The organism is Psychrobacillus sp. FSL K6-1464, from assembly GCF_038003145.1.
Lineage (GTDB): Bacteria > Bacillota > Bacilli > Bacillales_A > Planococcaceae > Psychrobacillus > Psychrobacillus psychrotolerans.
This window is the reverse complement of sequence record NZ_JBBOOP010000001.1, coordinates 2,180,074-2,200,732: the sequence shown is the minus strand read 5'-3', so window position 1 is coordinate 2,200,732 and position 20,659 is coordinate 2,180,074. Positions and strand designations below refer to the sequence as shown.

The 20,659-nt window shown below is 34.9% G+C and carries 21 protein-coding genes and 1 pseudogene; 19 read left to right on the top strand and 3 right to left on the bottom strand.

Features of this window, described 5'->3' with window-relative positions:
* Positions 1-11: 11 nt before the first annotated feature.
* The 11 genes from MKX39_RS11115 to MKX39_RS11065 all read left to right on the top strand — a co-directional run bounded on the left by MKX39_RS11115 (position 12) and on the right by MKX39_RS11065 (position 9,088).
* Positions 12-437 (top strand): hypothetical protein, encoded by a 426-nt coding sequence (locus MKX39_RS11115; RefSeq protein WP_340769602.1) that lies wholly within the window; start codon positions 12-14, stop codon positions 435-437.
* A 50-nt stretch (positions 438-487) separates the two neighbouring features.
* The gene (locus MKX39_RS11110) at positions 488-730 is read left to right on the top strand and encodes a hypothetical protein (protein ID WP_093538503.1); all 243 of its coding nucleotides are present in this window, start codon (positions 488-490) and stop codon (positions 728-730) included.
* Entirely contained in the window at positions 727-1,833 is a 1,107-nt protein-coding gene (locus tag MKX39_RS11105) for a sporulation protein YqfD (protein ID WP_340769601.1), read from the top strand. The genes MKX39_RS11110 and MKX39_RS11105 overlap by 4 nt, the downstream gene beginning before the upstream one ends.
* Positions 1,830-2,783 (top strand): PhoH family protein, encoded by a 954-nt coding sequence (locus tag MKX39_RS11100; RefSeq protein WP_093538505.1) that lies wholly within the window; start codon positions 1,830-1,832, stop codon positions 2,781-2,783. Before MKX39_RS11105 ends, MKX39_RS11100 begins: the two co-directional genes overlap by 4 nt.
* A gap of 129 nt (positions 2,784-2,912) precedes the next feature.
* Positions 2,913-5,018: an HD family phosphohydrolase gene (locus MKX39_RS11095; RefSeq protein WP_340769600.1), complete on the top strand. Its 2,106-nt coding sequence runs from the start codon at positions 2,913-2,915 to the stop codon at positions 5,016-5,018.
* Positions 5,019-5,037: 19 nt separating this feature from the next.
* Positions 5,038-5,523, top strand: coding sequence for an rRNA maturation RNase YbeY (gene ybeY, locus MKX39_RS11090; protein WP_340762738.1), 486 nt, complete (start codon positions 5,038-5,040; stop codon positions 5,521-5,523).
* Positions 5,510-5,875: a diacylglycerol kinase family protein gene (locus MKX39_RS11085; RefSeq protein WP_093538508.1), complete on the top strand. Its 366-nt coding sequence runs from the start codon at positions 5,510-5,512 to the stop codon at positions 5,873-5,875. Before ybeY ends, MKX39_RS11085 begins: the two co-directional genes overlap by 14 nt.
* Positions 5,876-5,887: 12 nt before the next feature.
* Entirely contained in the window at positions 5,888-6,295 is a 408-nt protein-coding gene (locus MKX39_RS11080) for a cytidine deaminase (protein WP_093538509.1), read from the top strand.
* Positions 6,282-7,202: a GTPase Era gene (gene era / locus MKX39_RS11075; protein WP_093538510.1), complete on the top strand. Its 921-nt coding sequence runs from the start codon at positions 6,282-6,284 to the stop codon at positions 7,200-7,202. Before MKX39_RS11080 ends, era begins: the two co-directional genes overlap by 14 nt.
* Positions 7,203-7,219: 17 nt before the next feature.
* A complete protein-coding gene (gene recO / locus MKX39_RS11070; protein WP_093538511.1) occupies positions 7,220-8,008 on the top strand; it encodes a DNA repair protein RecO in 789 nt (262 codons plus the stop codon).
* 147 nt (positions 8,009-8,155) lie between these two features.
* Positions 8,156-9,088 (top strand): aminoglycoside phosphotransferase family protein, encoded by a 933-nt coding sequence (locus MKX39_RS11065; RefSeq protein WP_340769599.1) that lies wholly within the window; start codon positions 8,156-8,158, stop codon positions 9,086-9,088.
* A 156-nt stretch (positions 9,089-9,244) separates the two neighbouring features.
* On the opposite strand, the gene MKX39_RS11060 is transcribed toward MKX39_RS11065, so the two are convergent.
* Positions 9,245-9,484 carry a hypothetical protein gene (locus MKX39_RS11060; RefSeq protein WP_093538513.1) on the bottom strand — a complete coding sequence of 80 codons (240 nt, stop codon included), beginning with the start codon at positions 9,482-9,484 and terminating at the stop codon, positions 9,245-9,247.
* Between the two features lie 588 nt (positions 9,485-10,072).
* On the opposite strand from MKX39_RS11060, the gene MKX39_RS11055 reads away from it, so the two are divergent.
* Both MKX39_RS11055 and MKX39_RS11050 read left to right on the top strand, forming a co-directional pair.
* The gene (locus tag MKX39_RS11055) at positions 10,073-10,870 is read left to right on the top strand and encodes an alpha/beta hydrolase family protein (RefSeq protein ID WP_340769598.1); all 798 of its coding nucleotides are present in this window, start codon (positions 10,073-10,075) and stop codon (positions 10,868-10,870) included.
* 556 nt (positions 10,871-11,426) lie between these two features.
* Positions 11,427-12,380, top strand: a complete 954-nt coding sequence (locus MKX39_RS11050) for a GNAT family N-acetyltransferase (RefSeq protein WP_340769597.1) — start codon at positions 11,427-11,429, stop codon at positions 12,378-12,380.
* Positions 12,381-12,553: 173 nt separating this feature from the next.
* Here MKX39_RS11050 and MKX39_RS11045 read toward each other — a convergent pair whose 3' ends face one another.
* Positions 12,554-13,936: a glycine--tRNA ligase gene (locus MKX39_RS11045; protein WP_093538517.1), complete on the bottom strand. Its 1,383-nt coding sequence runs from the start codon at positions 13,934-13,936 to the stop codon at positions 12,554-12,556.
* Between the two features lie 390 nt (positions 13,937-14,326).
* Positions 14,327-14,482, bottom strand: a pseudogene (locus tag MKX39_RS22345) (hypothetical protein); the annotation flags it as partial.
* Between the two features lie 215 nt (positions 14,483-14,697).
* Between MKX39_RS22345 and MKX39_RS11040 the strand changes: the two are divergent.
* The 6 genes from MKX39_RS11040 (at position 14,698) to MKX39_RS11015 (ending at position 20,635) form a co-directional block, all read left to right on the top strand.
* Positions 14,698-14,901 (top strand): YqaE/Pmp3 family membrane protein, encoded by a 204-nt coding sequence (locus MKX39_RS11040; protein WP_340769596.1) that lies wholly within the window; start codon positions 14,698-14,700, stop codon positions 14,899-14,901.
* Between the two features lie 432 nt (positions 14,902-15,333).
* Positions 15,334-15,972 (top strand): helix-turn-helix transcriptional regulator, encoded by a 639-nt coding sequence (locus MKX39_RS11035; protein WP_175496337.1) that lies wholly within the window; start codon positions 15,334-15,336, stop codon positions 15,970-15,972.
* A gap of 11 nt (positions 15,973-15,983) precedes the next feature.
* Entirely contained in the window at positions 15,984-16,793 is an 810-nt protein-coding gene (locus MKX39_RS11030) for a pyruvate, water dikinase regulatory protein (protein WP_093538518.1), read from the top strand.
* A 217-nt stretch (positions 16,794-17,010) separates the two neighbouring features.
* Positions 17,011-18,840: a DNA primase gene (dnaG, locus tag MKX39_RS11025; RefSeq protein WP_340769595.1), complete on the top strand. Its 1,830-nt coding sequence runs from the start codon at positions 17,011-17,013 to the stop codon at positions 18,838-18,840.
* Between the two features lie 29 nt (positions 18,841-18,869).
* Complete coding sequence (gene rpoD, locus MKX39_RS11020) at positions 18,870-19,994, top strand: RNA polymerase sigma factor RpoD (protein WP_093538519.1); 1,125 nt, start codon at positions 18,870-18,872, stop codon at positions 19,992-19,994.
* A gap of 83 nt (positions 19,995-20,077) precedes the next feature.
* On the top strand, positions 20,078-20,635 hold the full coding sequence (locus MKX39_RS11015) for a hypothetical protein (protein ID WP_340769594.1): 558 nt from the start codon (positions 20,078-20,080) through the stop codon (positions 20,633-20,635).
* Positions 20,636-20,659 lie beyond the last annotated feature (24 nt).

Here is a 20,659-nt window from a genome sequence, read left to right as displayed (position 1 = left end):
AGGCAATCTCCTTGGAAGCCTTTATTCCTATAATCATCGCATTACTTTTTAGTGTTTTCTTTAATAAAAAGAAAGAACCAGACAAAAAGACGGTTGAAAAACCTGTAAATAGCACTCCTTCACGTAAAACTGTTTCAGAAAATCCTTTTAAAGAATTAGGTGATTTTGCTAAACAGTTTACGAATGAACGACAGCAGGAGAAAAAAACAAAACCTCCTGTCGTAAGAGAAGTGCCTGTAGTGGAGAAAATGGAGCGAGAGGTTAAGCGAAATCAAGGAGTGGCAAGAACTTCTGGTAGATTGAGTACACATCAGGAAAGTGCCCCTCTACGTCCAGAAACTACTCCGGTAAACTCTATGCTGCCTAGCAGTGAGGACGAATTGATCAGAGCAATTATTTTTTCCGAAATACTTGCTCCACCAAAATCTAAAAGATAACTCATGAACACCCCTTTACATGCATAAATTCATGTAAAGGGGTGTTTTTTGTGAAGCAGTTATTTCCACTCCATGCGAGTATTATGTTAGATAATTTTGATGATATTGTATTGGATTATGAATTTTCCTTAATACGGTTAAAAGAAAATAGTTTAGTCTGTTCCTATGACCATTTTCTTTTAGAAATTCATGCCGAAAAGTTGCACATAAAATCGATGTCCAGTGATAAGTTGCATCTACATGTGCATAATCTTCAGTTCTTTAATATAACTAGGAAGGAAAAAACGGTATGAAGCGTCTTATCAAAATTCAAGCACCAATTTCTACAGATCAGTTTACGCTTTATAAGGCTTTAAAGGAACAAAATATTGAAGTTTATCGGCTTCATACAAACGATACTCATATAAACTTTTCTATTCAAGCAAAAGATTTGAATGCGTTTCGGAAATTAAGAAAAAAACTGAAGATGCCGATTAAATTAGAAGATGAACTAAAAGAAAGTACCATCTCTTTTTATTCATGGTCCATAATGGGAGTTTTCTTCTTTATTGTAATTCCAATTATATTTGCCCAATTTATATGGACCGTTCATATTGAGTCGGATTCACCGGAAAGTAATATTCTACTAACTGAGCAGTTAAAAGAGATGGGTATTAAAGAGAGAATGTTTGCCTCAAAGTTGCCGTCAGAGCAAGAGATACGCCAAAATATTTTATTAAAACATAAAGAGTATTCATGGGTTCACTTTTCAAAATCCGGGTCTATATTTACAGTAGCTCCAATGTTGGCGCCACCTCAAACAGCAAAAGAGCTAAAGGATGCACCTGCTGTAAATCTTGTAGCCAAGAGAAGTGGAGTCATTACAGATTTTATCTTAACAAAAGGGGTGAGAGCTGTTGAAAAGAACATCTCTGTAAAAAAAGGAGATGTCTTAGTTAATGGTTTTGTCACCCAAGGAAACAAAAGGATTTTAACAAGTGCAGAAGGAAAGGTATACGCTAGCTATTGGATAGAGCTATCATTTGAACTGCCAACGCAAGTTGCTGTTACTAATCCGAACTCAAAAGAATTGGTCATCCAGAAAAAGGTGGATAATAAACAGAAGTTTTGGAAAGAAATACAGTTACCCGCTTTCATCCAGAAATACGTTCAGGCAGGTTATGTACAAAAGAATCACCATATAACTTATTCACTAACGGAACAGTCCATAGAACATCTCATAAGACCATTACTTTTTCAAAAAATTATGAAAGAATTACCTACAGGAACTCAATTATTAGAAGATAAAGTTTTACAGGTATCAATACAAGATGATAAAGTAAAAGGGAAGATACTTTTACTGATAAATGAAAATATTGCAATACCATATGTTATACCCCAAGGAGACGAATCATGAGCGAAACTAAACAATTAGATATTAATTTGCAAGATCCAGCAGAAGCGGTAATGCTGCTTGGCATCTCGGATAAAAATGTAAAACTTATTGAAGCGGAGCTAAAAGTTCAACTTATTACTAGAGGTGAACAAATTCAGATTATTGGTGAAGAAAAGAATGTAGAAGATGCTAGACAGCTTATGATTCAACTATTAGCAGTCATTCGAAAAGGGATCAATATCAATTTGCGTGATGTATCTTCCGCAATAGAAATGAGCTTGAACGGTACAATTGAGTATTTTTCAAGTTTATATGACGAAGAAATAGCACGAAATACAAAAGGTAAAGCGATTAGAGCAAAAACAATAGGGCAACGGGAATATATCCAAGGAATTAGACATACAGATCTTACTTTCGGAATTGGGCCTGCAGGTACCGGTAAAACGTATTTAGCGGTAGTAATGGCTACACAAGCACTTAAAAATGCTCATGTGAAAAAAATCATTTTAACACGCCCAGCAGTCGAAGCAGGAGAAAGCCTAGGATTCCTACCCGGAGACTTAAAAGAGAAGGTAGACCCTTATTTACGGCCGTTATACGATGCGCTCCATGATGTATTAGGAACAGAACAAACGGATCGACTTATGGAGCGAGGTACAATTGAAATTGCACCTTTAGCCTATATGCGAGGTCGTACATTAGATGACGCATTTGTTATTTTAGATGAAGCACAGAATACAACAAAAGCTCAAATGAAGATGTTCTTAACACGTCTGGGATTTGGTTCTAAAATGGTAATCACTGGTGATAAAACACAAATTGACTTACCAAAAGGTGCAGAATCTGGTTTAATCGTTACAGAAAAAATATTGAAAAATGTTGCGGGAATTCATTTCCAATATTTGGAGCAAGGGGATGTAGTACGCCATCCGTTAGTTGCTAAAATTATACAAGCATATGAAGAACTATAATATCCAATTCTTAAAAGAAGCAATTGTCTATGTTTAGACGGTTGCTTCTTTGTTATTTGGGAAACATTAGTGAATTGTGAAAAAAATAAGGTATAATGGAATAACTAGTTGGTGGGGGGATGAGAAGAAATGAAAAAAATCCTTATAAAGTGGAGAGAATGGAAAAATAGTAGGTATCTCCCTTTCATCGTTACTTTTATAACAGCGATTTGTTTGTTCTTTTTACTCATTGGAAATGTAAAGGAAAGTAAATATGATTTTGAATTATTCCAGCTTTCACCTGATACAATCAGAGCAGTTAAAACTATGGAAGACTCGGAAAAAACAGAGCAAGAACGTAAAAGAACAGAGCTAGAAGTCCCAGCTGTTTATCAATTTCAAGATGAAACGGCTGCTAACCAGGCTGCTATAGTTAAATCTATTTTTGATAGTGTTTTAAACGTAAAAGAAAATGCAAAGCCCGAAGAAGATACCCCAGCAACTTTAGTAGGAAAACTGAAAAAAGATATGGAAGAGCTGGCAGAGAATGCGAGTTATGTTCCACTTAACGATGAAATGTTAGCTACATTAATTAACCAAAATAATAGTATTTTAGAAGATTCAAAAACGAAATTATCGGAACTAGTAGAGAAGAACTTAAGTGAACCAATTAGACTGGAGAATATATCTATTTCCAGAGAAAAAATTGGTCAGCAAGTAAATAACATTTTTTTATATTCACAGGATTATAGAAATGTGCTCATTAATATTGCAAAAACCTCTATTGTGCCAACGGAAGTAGAAAATGAGATTTTAACACAAGAACGAATAGAACAGGCGAAAGCAAGTGTTGAACCTACTCGCATACTTCAAGGACAAATTCTCGTTCAAAAGGGTGAAATTATTGATCGAGATGTTTATCGACAGTTGGAATTGCTTGGCATGCTTACGAATAAGGCATCCTATAAGCCATATCTTGGAGTAGCTATATTTGTTGCACTCACCATGTGGGTATTATTTGGACAAACAATCAGTAAAAGGAAAAAAACGATAAACAATTCTAAAAATTTAATTGTTGTTGCCTTCAGTGTTATTTTATCTGTACTAATGATGAAGGTAATTCAATCTGTTGCATCTAATTTTGATGTAATTATTGCGTTTTTAATCCCTACTGCAATGGTTGCAATGCTAGTTTATTTATTGGTCGATGAACGTGCAGCGTATATTTCCAATTTTGTATCAGCTGCATATGCAGGTATTATCTTTCAAGAAGGCTATACACTCGTATTTCAAATGGAAGCTTCTTTATACATATTATTTGGGGGCGTTGCAGGAATTTTCGCCATGCAAAGGATGCAAACTAATTCTCAAATATTGCGCTCTAGTCTAATCGTATCTTCTGTGAATATTGTCTTTATTATATTTTATTTGTTAATGACGAAGGCTTCATATGAAATTACGGATATATTATTTTACATCGGAGCAGCTCTTGCTTCAGGGATATTATCTGGGGCAATGACTATTGGGATATTACCTTTTTTTGAATCTTTCTTTGGTATTTTATCTTCCATGAGACTCATAGAATTATCAAATCCCAACCATCCTTTGTTAAAGAAAATTTTAACCGAGACACCTGGTACATATCATCATAGTTTAATGGTGGCCAATTTAGCAGAAGCTGCTTGCGAAGTAGTTGGGGCAAACGGTTTATTGGCACGCGTTGGCTGTTACTATCATGATATTGGTAAAACAAACAGGCCAGGATTTTTCATCGAAAATCAAGTCAATGGTTATAATCCTCATGATTCTTTATCACCAGAAGCGAGTAGAGATATTATTATTGCACATGCAGTGGATGGTGCGAAGATTTTGAGGAAACATAAATTACCGAAAGAAATTGTAGATGTAGCGGCGCAACATCATGGTACAAGCCTATTGAAATTCTTTTATTTTAAAGAGAAAGAGATTAATGATAAAGTGGAAGAAGACGAATACCGTTATCCAGGTCCAAAACCCCAAACAAAAGAAATTGCCATCATATCGGTTGCAGATAGCGTAGAAGCAGCTGTTCGCTCGATGAAAGAGCCAAATGCTGATAAAATTAAAAAATTGATACAGTCTATTATTAAAGAAAAAATACTAGACGGGCAATTCGATGAATGTGATCTATCATTAAAGGAAATAAAGAAAATGGAAGAAAGTTTTTGTACTACGATGAATGGAACATTTCACTCTCGGATTGAATATCCAAAATAATTTATGAGGAGCCAAAAATATGCTAGAACTAGATTTAATGGATGAAACAAATTCTATACCCGAAGAAACATTAGCTCTTGTAGGGAAAGTATTACAATCTGCTGGAGAACAACTTTCTGTAAAAGAGGGCAGTGAGGTTAGTGTAACCTTCGTAACGAATGAGGCAATTCAAGAAATTAATAAAACATATCGCAACAAAGATATGGCAACAGATGTAATCTCCTTTGCAATGGAAGAGATGGGAGAAGGGGAAGTTGAAATTATAAATGCAGATATTCCAACCCTTTTAGGGGACATTATCATATCTGTCCAACGTGCAACGGAACAAGCAGAAACTTATCAACACTCATTTGAGCGAGAGCTGTGTTTCTTGGCCGTTCATGGCTTCTTACATTTGTTAGGTTATGATCATGGGACTGAACAGCAAGAAAAAGAGATGTTTGGACTACAGGAATCTATATTACAAGCTTTTGGGTTAAAACGTGAAGGCCATGAACCCTCGTAAATTTTTTCGGTCGTTTATCTATGCTGCTAATGGAATTTATCACGTAGTTAAAAGTGAACAAAACTTTCGTTTTCATTTACTAGCAGCAATAGTTGTTGTAATAGCAGCAGCGGCAACTGGTCTATCTGCATTTGAGTGGATAATCATTGTGATTTCGATTTTTGGCATGTTCATGATAGAATTAGTAAATGCGTCCATAGAACGTGTCGTCGATTTGGTGACGCCGGAATTACACCCACTAGCTAAACAAGCAAAAGACTTAGCTGCTGGAGCCTGCTTAATATATGCTATTTGTACTGTAATTGTTGGTTTAATCATATTTATCCCGAAATGGTCGGGAATCATATTATAGAGGTGAATTATTTTGAATAAAGAAATGTTATTAAAAGCGTCCATAACAGCAAGAGAAACAGCGTATGTTCCATACTCAAAATTTCAAGTAGGGGCAGCACTTTTAACAAGAGATGGAGAAGTATTCCTTGGTTGTAATATTGAAAATGCATCGTTTGGATTAACAAATTGCGCAGAGCGTACTGCCATCTTTAAGGCCGTGTCAGAAGGAAAAAAAGAATTTTCTGCAATTGCTATTTCAGGCGATACAGAAGGACCTATTTCTCCTTGTGGAGCATGCAGACAAGTTATAGCTGAATTTTGTGATCCAGATATGCCTGTTTACTTAACAAATTTAAAAGGAAATGTATCGGAAACGACGGTAGCAGAATTATTACCTGGAGCCTTTAAAACGGAGGACATGGATTATGCTGCAAAATAATGAGAATTATAAATCAGGATTTATATCAATAATAGGTAGACCAAATGTAGGGAAATCTACATTTTTAAATCGAGTAATTGGGCAAAAAATAGCGATAATGAGTGACAAACCCCAAACAACTAGAAACAAAGTACAAGGTGTGCTTACTTTAGAAAACAGTCAAATGATTTTCATCGACACACCAGGAATTCATATTCCGAAACACAAACTTGGCGATTTTATGCTTAAAGTTGCCAAAAATACTCTTCGTGAAGTAGATGTAATAATATTCATGGTTAACGCAGTAGAACCAAGAGGCAAAATTGATGAGTATATAATGGAAATGTTAGAAAATAACGAAACCCCTGTATTCCTTGTGATCAATAAAATAGACCAGGTTCATCCTGAAAAATTAGTTGATATAATTGAGTCCTATACAAAGAAATATAATTTCGCGGAGGTTCTACCAATTTCTGCTCTTCAAGGTAATAATGTGGAGAAATTACTAGAAACGATTCAATCCTATTTACCACAAGGACCACAATACTACCCGGCTGACCAAGTAACAGATCACCCAGAAAGGTTTATTATTTCTGAACTAATCCGTGAAAAAGTTTTGCATTTGACGAGAGAAGAAATTCCACATTCAATTGCGGTTGTAATTGATAAAATCAAAAAAGAAGAAGATACCGAAAAAGATATGATTCGTGTTTCTGCAACAATTATAGTAGAACGAGATTCCCAAAAAGGAATTGTCATCGGTAAAAAAGGTGCTTTATTGAAAGAAGTTGGAACAAGAGCACGTAAGGATATCGAAATGTTGTTAGGAACAAATGTTTACTTAGAATTATGGGTTAAAGTACAAAAAGATTGGCGCAATAAATCAGCGCATTTGAAAGATTATGGTTTTAGAGACGATGAGTACTAAGAAAGAAGGGAAGGCAATTGCTACAAAAAGTAGAGGGTATTGTCTTACGAACTTCTCCTTATGGCGAATCGAATAAAATCGTTACCATTTTTTCACGTGAATTAGGGAAGAGAGCAGCGATGGCTCGAGGGGCAAAAAAACCAACGAGTCGTTTAGCTTCGATCTCACAGCCTTTTACGTACGGCTATTTTTTGATTCAGCAAGGAAAAGGAATGGGGACTTTGCAGCAAGGTGAAATTATTGACTCGATGCGGTCTATTAGAGAAGATATTTTTACTACAGCGTATGCAAGTTTTATCATGGAGTTAGTAGATAAATTAATCGATGATGAGGCACCAAAGCCACAGCTATTTGATATTTTGCAGCAAGCGTTACATGCAATCTCAGAAGAGTATGATCCAGAGGCGATAAGTTTGTTTGTGGAATGGAAGCTTCTCCCGACAGCTGGTATTTATCCAACGCTTCATCAATGTACCAATTGTGGTGCAACAGATGGGGAGTTTGCTTTTTCTTTTTCTCAAATCGGATTTCTTTGTCATCGTTGTTTTTCCATTGACCCATATATAATTAGACTTTCTCCATCCCAAGTGAAGCTTATCCGAACTTTCTATACAGTTCCTATTGATCAAGTAGGGAAGTTAACACTAAAAAAAGAAACGAAGGGCTTTATCAAAAAGATTGTGCGCACTATTTATAGTGAACAGGTCGGAATTCGATTAAAGTCCCAACACTTCTTGGATCAAATGGAGAAAACCCCAGAGTTTTTCACACCTAAAAAAGAAAAACCAAGTCCCGAAGAAGAGTAATTCTTTGGACTTGGTTTTTTTTTGCTATTTTAATGCTATGCTTCACACAGAGAGTTGTGAATTTATATTGAGTTGTGGAGTTAATGGATATACAAAAGAAGAGGTTTAAAGTAAAATCATTTTTAAAAGAAAATATAGAGGTATTAGATGACAAAATTTAATGCTAAATCAATAATATTGGATAAATTCGGTATTTCTAAATCAAATTTTTTAGGTTCAGGCATGGAATCCGAGGTTTATGCTTATGACGATAATAAAGTTGTGAAATTGTATAATGATATGTCCGATTCAAATAAGCAAACAATTCTAAAAGGTTTTTACTCCAAGATTGATTCAAGTTCTTTGAGCTATGAGCTTCCCTTTATTTACGATACCTTTGAGGAAAACGGCATATTAGTAACTATTGAAAAACGAATTGAAGGTAATAATTTACAAAGTATGCTCTCAAAGATGAATTATATAGAACAAAATAATATGATGGAAACTTATCTTAATGCAAATATTGAATTGAAATCTGTGAAAATAAAACCTAATCTCGAAGGATACATCCTATTCAATGATCAGCAGATTTCATCATTAAATATAAATAGTTGGTTTGATTTATTGAAAGAAGAAATTTTTCGAAAACAAAAGGAACTGGAGTCTTATTTAAAAAGAGATGTTGTGAATTATGATGCTAAAATTAAACAATTAGTAGAAATATTGTCATTAGGTTATGAAGGTGAATATTCTTTAATTCATGGAGATTTTTATCCTGGGAACGTAATGATTAATGAGAGTGGGAAGGTTACAGGATTAATAGATTTTGGATTAATGACAATGTACGGGGACAACTTATTTGATATAGCAATAGGATGGGTATGTTTTGATATGTATAATGAGTTGAATGCAAATATATATGAGAGATATCTAAACATAATTATTTCAACACTAGGTGAAGATGTTAGAAAGAGATTATATTTCTATGTTCTAATATATAGCTATATATCTGCCAATTTTTATTCTCCTAATTGCGAAGACGGTCATTATCAATGGTGTGTTAGAAATTTAAATAATAAAAATTATTGGGAAGTTCTATAAGAAACGAAAAAACTAACTATATCCTTAAAATAATCAAATAGTAGCAAAGATTGTAACTGGAATACCTTCAATGTAACGCCGCTGTTTAGTTGAAGATGAGAAAGGGAGTTCTATGTCGCATTTTACTTATAATACGACATAAAAAAGGAAATAGACTTAATCGTCTATTTCTTTTAGCATCGCTTTCAATTTTGCTTTATGTTTAGCTTTAGGAATTGCGTAATATTGCTCAAATCGGCACAGCTTACAAGAACAGTGAACTTTTCCTTTGCTTAATGTACCGCGTATAGGCAAGTACTCGTCTTCCAATTGAAAGACAGTGTGTAAAATCGACAACTTTTTTTGAATGATTCGCTCTCGCTGGTGACGAGTATAGGCTTTGGTACGGTTTTTCATGTGAATCAGCTCCCTTGAGAAACCCGAGCTTGCAAGGAGCATCAAGGAATGTAGCGGTACTCCCTACAAGCTCGGTATGCTGATCAACTTGTTTAAAATATTCATGGCAAAATTCCTTTCAATATGTACTAAATGATAGTACCACAGAATGACTGAAAACACTTAGCAAGTTGGTTAATAAGCAGTACGGCCATAAGGTAATAAAAGAGAAGGTCTTATTCAACTTATGGATGTTTTAGTTCAAGAAGGATTAAATTCTCTTTTGAAAAATTAGCTATAGTGATACATGAGGTCTTCGATAAAATATTTTTGGTGAGTGAAAAACATTCGATTAATAATTGTTATCCAAGTGCATTAAAAATTTGGAACAAAATTAACAGCAGTGAATTTCCAAATGTAAAAAAACGATATAACAAATAAAAACGACATTAAATATTGTTAAGCTAACGGGTGTTTTACTTTAAGAAGAGTAAAGCCTTTTTTATTGAACTAAAGGTGCAGGTTAGTTCAATAAAACAGGAGATATGGGTTTTCTTGTTGAATTAAAGAGGTAGCGTAGTTTAGAAAATAGTGAAAGGGGTTTTTATATTGACAGAAACTTTTCATATATCATATGGAGATCACCCGTCCCAATTCGGTGTATTGCGTATGCCGGATTTATCTGGACTAAGTCCAGTAGTTATTACGATTCATGGTGGTTTTTGGCAATCGAAATACGGACTTGAAGAAAATTCACCAATTGATGAAGATTTGACTCGTCGTGGTTATGCTACTTGGAATATTGAGTATCGTCGAGTCGGAGAAGATGGTGGAGGTTGGCCGGGAACATTTATTGATGTTATAGATGCTGTAAATCACCTCACCCAACTTAAGGAACGCTTTCAGCTCGATCTCTCTCGGGTAGTTATCCTTGGGCATTCAGCAGGGGGACATTTGGCTCTCTGGTTGGCATCCCGATTTAACAAATTTCAAACGAACGAGATCAGTAAAACGTTGCTGATACCTATACGGAGCGTAATAAGTTTGGCAGGGGTCTTGGATTTGAGGAAGATGTGGGAAATCCATGAGGAAAAAGGGATGAATAGTCCCGTAGCGTCTTTTATTGGAGGATCACCCCAAGAAGTATCTGAACGTTATAGGTTAGCTTCACCGATAGAATTGTTGCCTTTGAATGTCGAGCAAATTTTGATTCATGGTGAATTAGACCTCCATGTGCCAGTTGATTTGAGTATTGAGTATCATCGTAGGGCTATTGAACAGGGCGATAAAGTTCGTTTGGTAGTACTTCCAGAAGTAGAACATTTTATGGTTATCGATCCGTCATCATCGGCATGGAAGTCAGTGACCGATTCACTGGAAACTTTAAAAGAAAGTTCAAGTTCTTGAACTAATGAGGTACTTTAGTTAAAAATCATGGGTTGCCAAAGGCAGCTTTTTTTCTTATTGATATAAAAGCCGTAGGTTATTTTAGGTGGGAGTTGGCAGAACAATATAAAACCGCTAGAGAATGTACTTCTTCTCTAGCGGTTTCCTGTCTTTAGGTTAATTCAATTATAGCATATTATTCCATAAATTATCAGTCTGTTTATCTTCAAGTTTCCTAGGTAGTATGAGTGAAGAAAAGGGAATTAAAGAATATATAGGGAATTGTCATTTTAGGAATAAAACTTATTTGGGGAGGTATTTTGATGGATTATGTTTATCATATGGTGCCAAAAGAAATGAAGAGGGAACTTCTTATTTCTCAAGAAGAATTCGAACTTAAGGAAGTTTTAAAAAGTGTAATATAATAAAAATATTCTTCAAGCGGGTGCTTTAGCTTGCAAGTGGCTGCCTGTGAGGGGTGCTTTTTCTTATTGAACCAACGAGGCAGTTTAGTTGAAGAAAAAAATGCCACTACCTCATGGTAATATAAGGATAAATACAAAGGGGGAATACTTAAATGTCACTTATAACCATTGCAAAAGCTACCATTACGGATGCTGAAAAACTAACAGAAATTAAGAAAAGGACTTTTGATGAAGAATTGAAAAAGTGGCTTCCAAATCAAGAAAATGTAGTTGATTACAATATTCAGCCGCCAGGATATACTTCTATTGAGATGACTAAGTATATGATTAGAGAATTGGATTATTTTAAAATCTTGCGGGATAAAGAAATCGTAGGTGGAATAATAATAACTATTTCTGGTGCGAGTTACGGAAGAATTGACCGTATTTTCATTGATCCTAACTACCAAGGTAATGGAATTGGTTCAAGGGCAATAAATTTAATAGAGAATGAGTTTCCTAATGTTAGAACTTGGGACCTTGAAACGTCAGGTAGACAAATTAACAACCATTACTTTTATGAAAAAATGGGCTATAGAACAACCTTTGAAACCGAAGAGGAATATGGTTATCTAAAGCAAATAGAAACTTCATCGGAAATAGAAAACTTAGTTAAAAATAAAAACATTTCAAGTACCCAATACGAGAATTGCGATATGGCAACAACGGAGTTTTATGGTGTAAATTTAGAAGGAAGTTCATTCAGTAACAGCAATGTAATGAATAGTCATATAAGCAATTGTAATCTCAGCCACTCAAAGTTCCAAAATTTAAATCTTAGAAATTCACTCTATGCCGATTTAAATCTTTCTAACAGTGAAATGATATTCGTCACTTTAGGTGGAGTTAATTTTATTGATACAAACCTTGGAGATGAAAGTATGCCAATCACATTTGAAAGATGTGACCTTGAAGGAAGTAAATTTAGTAACAGTAATCTAAGAAATGTAGAAATACAAAATAGTGATTTGTCTGGTATGAAAATAGATAATGTTCCAGTAGAAGAGCTTATTGATGCTTACAATCAATTGAATAAAAATAATCAAATGAGTATCAGAGAATTTTAAATTTATCCTCTGAATCTACAGTTATTGGCCCTTTTGCTATTAACAAAGAACAAATAGAACTTTCGCAAAAATTCATGAAGCATGCTCTTATCTCTCTGCTAATAAAAACGCAAGAATAATGGTTTAACTTGATAACCATCATTCTTGCGTTATTAATTTTAATAAAGTTTCACTTAGAACTGTAAGTGATCTTCGATATATGCTTTTACATCGGCGATTGGCATTCTTGTTTGTTCCATCGAATCGCGGTGGCGGACAGTTACTTGGCCATCTGTTTCTGAATCGAAGTCATATGTGATACAGAAAGGTGTTCCAATTTCATCTTGACGGCGGTAACGTTTACCGATAGATTGGGATTCATCAAAATCTACCATGAAATGTTTACTTAAGTCTGAGAATAGAGCAGTTGCACCTTCAGACAGTTTTTTAGAAAGTGGTAAAATTGCTGCTTTGATCGGTGCTAAAGCAGGGTGGAAGCGTAATACTGTACGAATATCTCCACCTTCTAATTCTTCCTCATCAAATGCTTCACATAGGAATGCCAATGTTACACGGTCAGCTCCTAAAGATGGTTCGATGCAATAAGGTACATAGCGTTCGTTCGTAATTGGGTCAATATAATTGAAATCTTCCCCAGAATGCTCCATATGTTGTTTTAGATCAAAGTCAGTACGATCTGCAATACCCCATAGTTCACCCCAACCGAATGGGAATTTATACTCGATATCTGTTGTTGCGTTTGAGTAATGAGAAAGTTCATCCTCTGAATGATCACGTAAACGGATGCTATCCTCAGACACTCCAAGGTTTAACAACCAGTCCTTACAATAGGTACGCCAAAATTCAAACCATTCCATATCTTCGCCTGGTTTACAGAAGAATTCTAATTCCATTTGTTCGAATTCTCTTGTGCGGAACGTGAAGTTACCTGGTGTAATTTCGTTACGGAAACTTTTACCTACTTGTGCAATACCGAAAGGCATTTTTTTACGCATAGAGCGTTGCACGTTTTTATAATTTACAAATATACCTTGTGCTGTTTCAGGACGTAAGAAGATTTCATTAGTAGAAGCTTCTGTTACACCTTGGAACGTTTTGAACATCAAGTTAAATTGGCGGATTTCTGTGTAATCAAAAGCACCACAAGATGGACAAACTACATTGTGCTCTTTCATGATTTCTTCCATTTTCTCGAATGAAAGTCCGTCAATTACCATCTCAATACCTTTTTTGTCTAAAGCGTCTTCAATAATTTTATCAACGCGGTGACGTGACTTACACTTTTTGCAATCAATCATAGGATCATTGAAGTTACCAATATGACCAGATGCTACCCAAGTTTTTGGATTCATCAAAATTGCTGCGTCTAAACCTACGTTATAAGGTGATTCTTGAACAAATTTTTTCCACCAAGCTTTTTTGATGTTATTTTTTAGTTCCACTCCAAGGGGGCCGTAATCCCATGTATTTGCTAGACCGCCATAAATTTCAGATCCAGGAAATACAAAACCTCTTTGTTTTGCTAAACTAACTACGTTTTCCATTGTAATTGTCATTTAAAAACCTCCATTAATTTTTTCTTTTAACCCGGAATACAAAAAAACTCGTCTCCGGGCAAAAATGCCCGGGGACGAGTTTATAACCCGCGGTTCCACCCCGATTGATTGCTAAAAAACAATCCACTTTAAAAGCATAAGCTCCGAGCTGCCGTTTTCCTACAATGTGGTCTTTCACTATCTCCACTCGCTTTAGTGTAGTACTTATTAATGCTCTTCAACGCTTTATTATTTGTAGCTATTGTATCACGAGCCACTTTACTTCGCAATCACTTAGAAAGTTGTTTTAAGAAAGTGCAACATACCTTTGAACCAAACTACATAGAGAGAATAGACAAACAACAAAGTGATAAGGATTTGTTGGCTTGTCTCCTGGGTGACAAAATAGCTTCATTGATCCCATAAGTCTATTAGAAAACGATTTAATAACCCGGTCGTTGCGTTAATTGTTAAAGTTGGTTTACCTGAAAAGACTAATGCTAATGCGGCTAAACCAAATATTAATAGTTCTTGTAATAGTCGATGAATTCCTTTGAAAGGTATTGGAGCTGCAGGGGATTATTTTAACTAAATCATTAGAAGTATAAAAATGAGACTTTTAAGGTAGGTGACCATGTTAGTTTTATTTTACGGGAATTAAGTAATAATCCTTAAAATAATATGGTAAATATAGGATATATTATGATTGTTCTCCCAATCTTGTTGATACCATAGTGCTCCATATTGTATGATATTAGTAATACAAAAGAAGGGACGAATCAATGTTATATTTACTAGCTATCTTTTTACCACCAGTTGCAGTATTGCTTGTAGGTAAACCATTCCAAGCATTTATTAATTTCTTATTATGTTTTTTAATTTGGATTCCTGCTGTCATTCACGCTATCTTAGTGGTTAATGAACACAAAGCGAACAAAAGAATGGTTAAGCAAGCAAAATTAATAAGCAATGCAAATAAACAATAGTTACTTAAGTCATGCCTCATAAGGTATGGCTTTTAATTATGTCTAAATTAAGGAGGGTAGGTTATCTATACACCTTAAGTCATAATGTTCTAAGACTGGAGATAAATAAATGTGACATACTAGGTAGCTCCAGTAGCAAGATAATGTAGAAATATAAAAGCTGAAAACCACCAACCAGGGTAATGGAAGGTGGTTTATTTTAAATATATGAAAGGGTGGTCCATTGTACATGTTTTTGTACTTACGCCTGTCAAGATTATGTTTTTTGTTCCCCAAAAAATTCTCAAAAATAACTAATATTAGTTGGGTTAAAGGAAAAGCACAAATATGACTTAATTCCTTGAAACATTGGTATATCCAGGATTCTTAATTTTGATTGTAGGGTTTCAATATGCTACAATACTTTAGTATTAAGTATAACACTTTGAGGCGGTGAATCCAATCGAACTCAACAAACGGCAAAATGAGATTTTGGACATAGTAAAAGGAAACGGTCCTATCACTGGCGAACAAATAGCGGAGCGACTTAGCTTAACTAGATCCACTTTACGTCCTGATTTAGCTATATTAACGATGGCAGGCTTTCTAGATGCTCGACCACGTGTGGGATACTTTTATTCTGGCAAAAAAACGAGCCAAGCAATTTCAGACAATATAGCTCAAATGATGGTGAAAGATTTTCAATCAATTCCTGCAGTTGTTGATGAAAGTATGACGGTGTATGATGCTATATGCCATATGTTTTTAGAGGATGTAGGGTCATTATTTGTACTAGATAAAAATTCAATGCTTTCAGGAGTTCTTTCCAGAAAAGACTTTTTACGAACAAGTATTGGTAACCATGATTTGAACAAAATCCCAGTACATATGATTATGACAAGAATGCCTAATATAACATATTGTTTGAAAGAGGATACACTTTTTGAAGTGGCCAAGAAGTTAATGAATCGTCAAATTGATTCTTTACCTGTTGTAAAAGAAGGAAAAGAAGGGTTAGAAGTAATTGGTAGAATTACAAAAACTAATATTACTCGTGCCTTTTTATCATTAGCCGATGACCATGATCTATAAGGAGTGAAACGATGAAAATGCTAAACCTGTTTATAGTCTCGGATTCAATTGGAGAAACGGGCGAACTAGTAGCAAAAGCGGCAGTAAGTCAGTTTAGACCTGGTCTACAACACACTAAATTTAAGCGATTTACTCATATTGATTCTTTAGACCATATTAAAGAAATTACAGAACTTGCTAAAGAGCAAGGTGCTATAATCTTGTATACACTGGTACAAACTAAAATGCGTCAAGCATTAGTAGAATACTGTAACTTATACAATTTGGAATCTGTAGATTTAATAGGACCGGTTATTAATCTATTTGAAAAAGAATTAAATGAAAAACCATTTGAAGAGCCTGGTTTAGTAAGAAAGTTAGATGAAGACTATTTCAAAAAAATTGAAGCCATTGAATTTGCAGTTAAGTATGATGATGGAAGAGATCCCCGTGGCTTACTCCAAGCTGATATCATTCTAATAGGGGTTTCGAGAACTTCTAAAACACCATTATCGCAATACCTCGCAAACAAAAGATTCAAAGTGGCGAATGTTCCACTCGTCCCAGAAGTAGAGCCACCAGAGCAACTTTTCCAAGTAGATCCAGCTAAATGTGTGGGTTTGGTAATCACACCAGAAAAATTAAATTCTATTAGAAAAGAAAGACTGAAAGCAATTGGTTTAAATGATGATGCAAGTTATGCTAAAATAGAGAGAATCAACGAGGAAATTCTTCACTTCGAGAAAATAGCTAAAAAAATAGGCTGTAAAGTTATTGATGTGACGAATAGAGCTGTTGAAGAGACTGCTAATTTAGTAATAAATCATATTCAACAAAAATAATTTAGGAATTTTTAAACCGATTCACGTTTGTGAAAAGGTTTTTTCTATTGTTTATCGAATAAATAAAGAATAGATTAATAATCTAAAATGTTTTATAATAGTAGTTTGTGGAAAAATAGCTATTAAGAGATATTTTATATGATTTTTTTGTCGATTCTTGCAGGATTTTTCTTTCCTTTCACGAATTATTAAAGGAGCAAGTAAAGATGGTGAAAAAGTGTCGGGTCGTATAGAAGAAGAGGTAATCGAACAAGTTAGGAATAACAATGATATTGTCGACGTCATAAGTGAATATGTTCAACTTACAAAAAGAGGTCGAAATTATTTCGGTTTATGCCCTTTTCATGGTGAACAGACACCATCTTTTTCAGTAACACAGGAAAAGCAAATTTTTCACTGCTTTGGTTGTGGTGCTGGTGGAAATGTAATTACATTTTTAATGGATATTGAAAATCTTTCCTTTCACGATGCGGTTAGTAAACTTGGTAGTCGAATTGGTATGACTATTGAAGAACGTTCTTCTGGTGATACAGAGTCAAAAGCGCCTGTTTCTAAAGAGGTTACTCTGATGAAAAAAGCACATGAGTTTGCAAGTGATTATTATCATCATTTACTACTTCATACAGAGGAAGGAGAAAATGCATTACTTTACCTGGAGGAAAGAGGGTTTTCTAAAGAGATTATCGAAAAGTATAAAATAGGGTGGTCCCTACCGAAATGGGATGCTTTAACTACGTTACTTGAACGTAAAGGTATGGATTTACAAGAAATTGAGAAAACTGGGCTCATTATCCGAAAAGAAAATGAATTAAAGTATTTCGATCGATTTCGTGGAAGAATTATGTTCCCAGTTTTTGATGAAACTGGGCATGTTATCGCTTTTTCCGGTAGAATACTCGAAAAGCATGAGAATGAAGCTAAATATATGAATAGTCCTGAATCTCCGATATTCCAAAAAAGCCATGTGCTTTATAACTTGGACAAAGCAAGATTAGATATTCGAAAACAACGTAATGTAATTGTTTTTGAAGGTTTTCTCGATGTAATTGCTGCCTCTAAAGCAGGTATTGAGAACGGTATTGCAACTATGGGTACCGCTTTGACGTCATCTCATATAACAAAACTAAATAGACTCACTTCTCATGTTACGTTGTGTTTTGATGGAGACCGAGCAGGTATGGAAGCTGCTAAAAAAGCTTCTACTGCTTTACAGGCCCAACAAATACAAACGGAGATTGCAATTATTCCGGATGCAATGGATCCGGATGATTACATTAAAAACTATGGGGAAGAAGCATTTAGAACAAAGATTATTGAAAAACCACATTCTTATTTATCATTTATGATGATTGTTTCAAAAAGGGACAAAAATTTTAATAATGAAAATGATACTTTACAGTATATCCAAGAGATATTGGAAATACTGAGTGATAGAAGTTCTTCAGTTGAACGTGATTTGTATATACGTCAGCTTTCACAAGAAACGAATGTATCAGAAGAAGCAATTTATCAACACCTACGCAAAATCCAAGGAAAAAAAGCAAAACAATCTAAACAGGAATCTTCTATCCCTATAACAATTAAACCAGAAATGACGAAGATAAAGAAAGCAATATCCGCAGATGAAAGAGCTGAGCGGATATTATTATCCCATATGCTTCATAATCCTAGTGTAATTGATATAGCAAGAAGAGACTTAGAAGATCAATGTTTTATCAGAGATGCCTATGAAGTAGTATTTGTTCGTTTAACTGGGTTTTATGAAGAGTATCCAGATGGAGATTATCAACGTTTTTTAGAAGTATTAAACGATGCTGAGTTAAGAAAAATAGTAATGGAAGCAGCGCTCTCAGAACGTGATCCAGAGCATGAAACAGAGGAAGTCATGGACTGTTTGCGCCATATACGAAAATACCGGATTGAACTGCGTATTAAACGTAAGTTACATGAAGCGAAAGAAGCAGAAAAAATGAGTGATATTTCAAAGGCTTTAGAACTCGCTCAAGAAGCAATACAGTTGAAAAAGTCTTTGAAAACTTTAGAGTAACTATCCGGTAGCAAAAGGAGGAATTTCTTATGGCGGACAAGTCCGAACGCACAAAAGAAACAGAAATTGAATTATCTTTAGAAGAGGCAAAAAAACAATTAATCGAATTAGGTAAAAAAAATGGTGAACTAACGTACCATGATATTGCAGAAAAATTAGCTCATTTTGAGCTTGAATCTGATCAAATTGAAGAATTTATCGATAATCTTGAAGGTAGAAATATCGAACTTAGCCGTAAAGATGGCGATGAGGAAGATTTGGATCGTTTAATGAAAGGGAAAGAAGAGACTTTCGACTTAAATGATTTGAGTGTTCCACCAGGTGTCAAAATCAATGACCCCGTTCGTATGTACCTGAAGGAAATTGGACGAGTAGACCTACTAAAAGCTTCTGAAGAGATCGCTTTAGCTGAGCGTATCGAACAAGGTGATGAAGAAGCAAGAAAACGTTTAGCAGAAGCTAACCTTCGTCTAGTAGTAAGTATCGCGAAACGTTATGTTGGACGTGGCATGCTATTCCTAGACCTTATTCAAGAAGGTAATATGGGACTTATTAAAGCTGTTGAAAAGTTTGACCATCGTAAAGGATTCAAATTTAGTACGTATGCAACTTGGTGGATTCGTCAAGCGATCACACGTGCAATTGCAGACCAAGCAAGAACAATTCGTATTCCAGTGCATATGGTAGAAACAATTAATAAATTAATACGTGTTCAACGTCAATTATTGCAAGATTTAGGTCGTGAACCATCTCCAGAAGAGATCGGGGAAGAAATGGACTTACCAGCAGAAAAAGTTCGTGAAATTCTGAAGATTGCCCAAGAACCAGTTTCCTTAGAAACACCTATTGGGGAAGAGGATGATTCTCACTTAGGAGACTTCATAGAAGATGCAGATGCACAATCACCATCTGATCATGCAGCTTATGAACTGCTTAAAGAGCAATTGGAAGACGTTTTAGATACGTTGACTGACAGAGAAGAAAATGTATTACGTTTACGTTTTGGTCTTGATGACGGACGTACGAGAACACTTGAAGAAGTTGGTAAAGTTTTTGGAGTTACTCGTGAGCGTATTCGTCAAATTGAGGCAAAAGCATTACGCAAACTACGTCACCCTTCTAGAAGCAAGCGTCTGAAAGACTTTTTAGAATAGAATGAAGACATCCACTGCGGATGTCTTTTTCAACATTCTATGAATCTGATAATACTGGTTTACCAGATGAAAAGAGGACTAACATGTCACTTCAGCGTAAACAAATAATAATGAATGAAATTTCATTTTGGAAAAAAAACAAGCTGCTGCCGGAGCATTATTGTGATTTCCTTCTCACTTTATACGCTCAAGGTGAAAATCAGGAAGAAGAGCAAACGGAGAATGCGTCGAAAGCAGTATTAGCAAAAAACCAAAAATATAAAGTTATATTGTATGTAGTAGTTGGTTTGTTGACTGCAATCTTGTTAGCGAGCTTATTTGTGATGACGACTGCTGTTTTTATACCTATTATTCTTGTGGCAGTTGCAATTCTTTCTTTTTTATACATAGCTATTAAACTAGTAAAAAATAAATCTCTAATGGCACCCCTGCTGTTCGTATTTTCCGCGCTTTTGCTGTTAGGTTTATCTTTTAAAGTATGGGACATATATTTTGTTGAGGAGCCTTTAGTGTTAATCGGATTAATCTTCGGAAATTGTCTATTATGGCTGTTTTCCGGCTTAATGATGAAGTTAGTATATTTTAGTATTTCCGGAGTTTTAGGAGTTTTATTAATAATTGGATATTATATATTCATGTAAATTTATCACTTGCATCAATAAAAA

Coding starts and splice junctions, on each gene's coding strand:
- MKX39_RS11085 (WP_093538508.1), top strand. CDS start 5,510: ATGAACCCTCGTAAATTTTTTCGGTCGTTTATCTATGCTGCTAATGGA.
- MKX39_RS11065 (WP_340769599.1), top strand. CDS start 8,156: ATGACAAAATTTAATGCTAAATCAATAATATTGGATAAATTCGGTATT.
- MKX39_RS11060 (WP_093538513.1), bottom strand. CDS start 9,484: ATGAAAAACCGTACCAAAGCCTATACTCGTCACCAGCGAGAGCGAATC.
- MKX39_RS11030 (WP_093538518.1), top strand. CDS start 15,984: ATGAAAATGCTAAACCTGTTTATAGTCTCGGATTCAATTGGAGAAACG.
- MKX39_RS11050 (WP_340769597.1), top strand. CDS start 11,427: ATGTCACTTATAACCATTGCAAAAGCTACCATTACGGATGCTGAAAAA.
- MKX39_RS11095 (WP_340769600.1), top strand. CDS start 2,913: ATGAAAAAAATCCTTATAAAGTGGAGAGAATGGAAAAATAGTAGGTAT.
- MKX39_RS11100 (WP_093538505.1), top strand. CDS start 1,830: ATGAGCGAAACTAAACAATTAGATATTAATTTGCAAGATCCAGCAGAA.
- MKX39_RS11105 (WP_340769601.1), top strand. CDS start 727: ATGAAGCGTCTTATCAAAATTCAAGCACCAATTTCTACAGATCAGTTT.
- MKX39_RS11045 (WP_093538517.1), bottom strand. CDS start 13,936: ATGACAATTACAATGGAAAACGTAGTTAGTTTAGCAAAACAAAGAGGT.
- rpoD (WP_093538519.1), top strand. CDS start 18,870: ATGGCGGACAAGTCCGAACGCACAAAAGAAACAGAAATTGAATTATCT.
- ybeY (WP_340762738.1), top strand. CDS start 5,038: ATGCTAGAACTAGATTTAATGGATGAAACAAATTCTATACCCGAAGAA.
- MKX39_RS11015 (WP_340769594.1), top strand. CDS start 20,078: ATGTCACTTCAGCGTAAACAAATAATAATGAATGAAATTTCATTTTGG.
- era (WP_093538510.1), top strand. CDS start 6,282: ATGCTGCAAAATAATGAGAATTATAAATCAGGATTTATATCAATAATA.
- MKX39_RS11040 (WP_340769596.1), top strand. CDS start 14,698: ATGTTATATTTACTAGCTATCTTTTTACCACCAGTTGCAGTATTGCTT.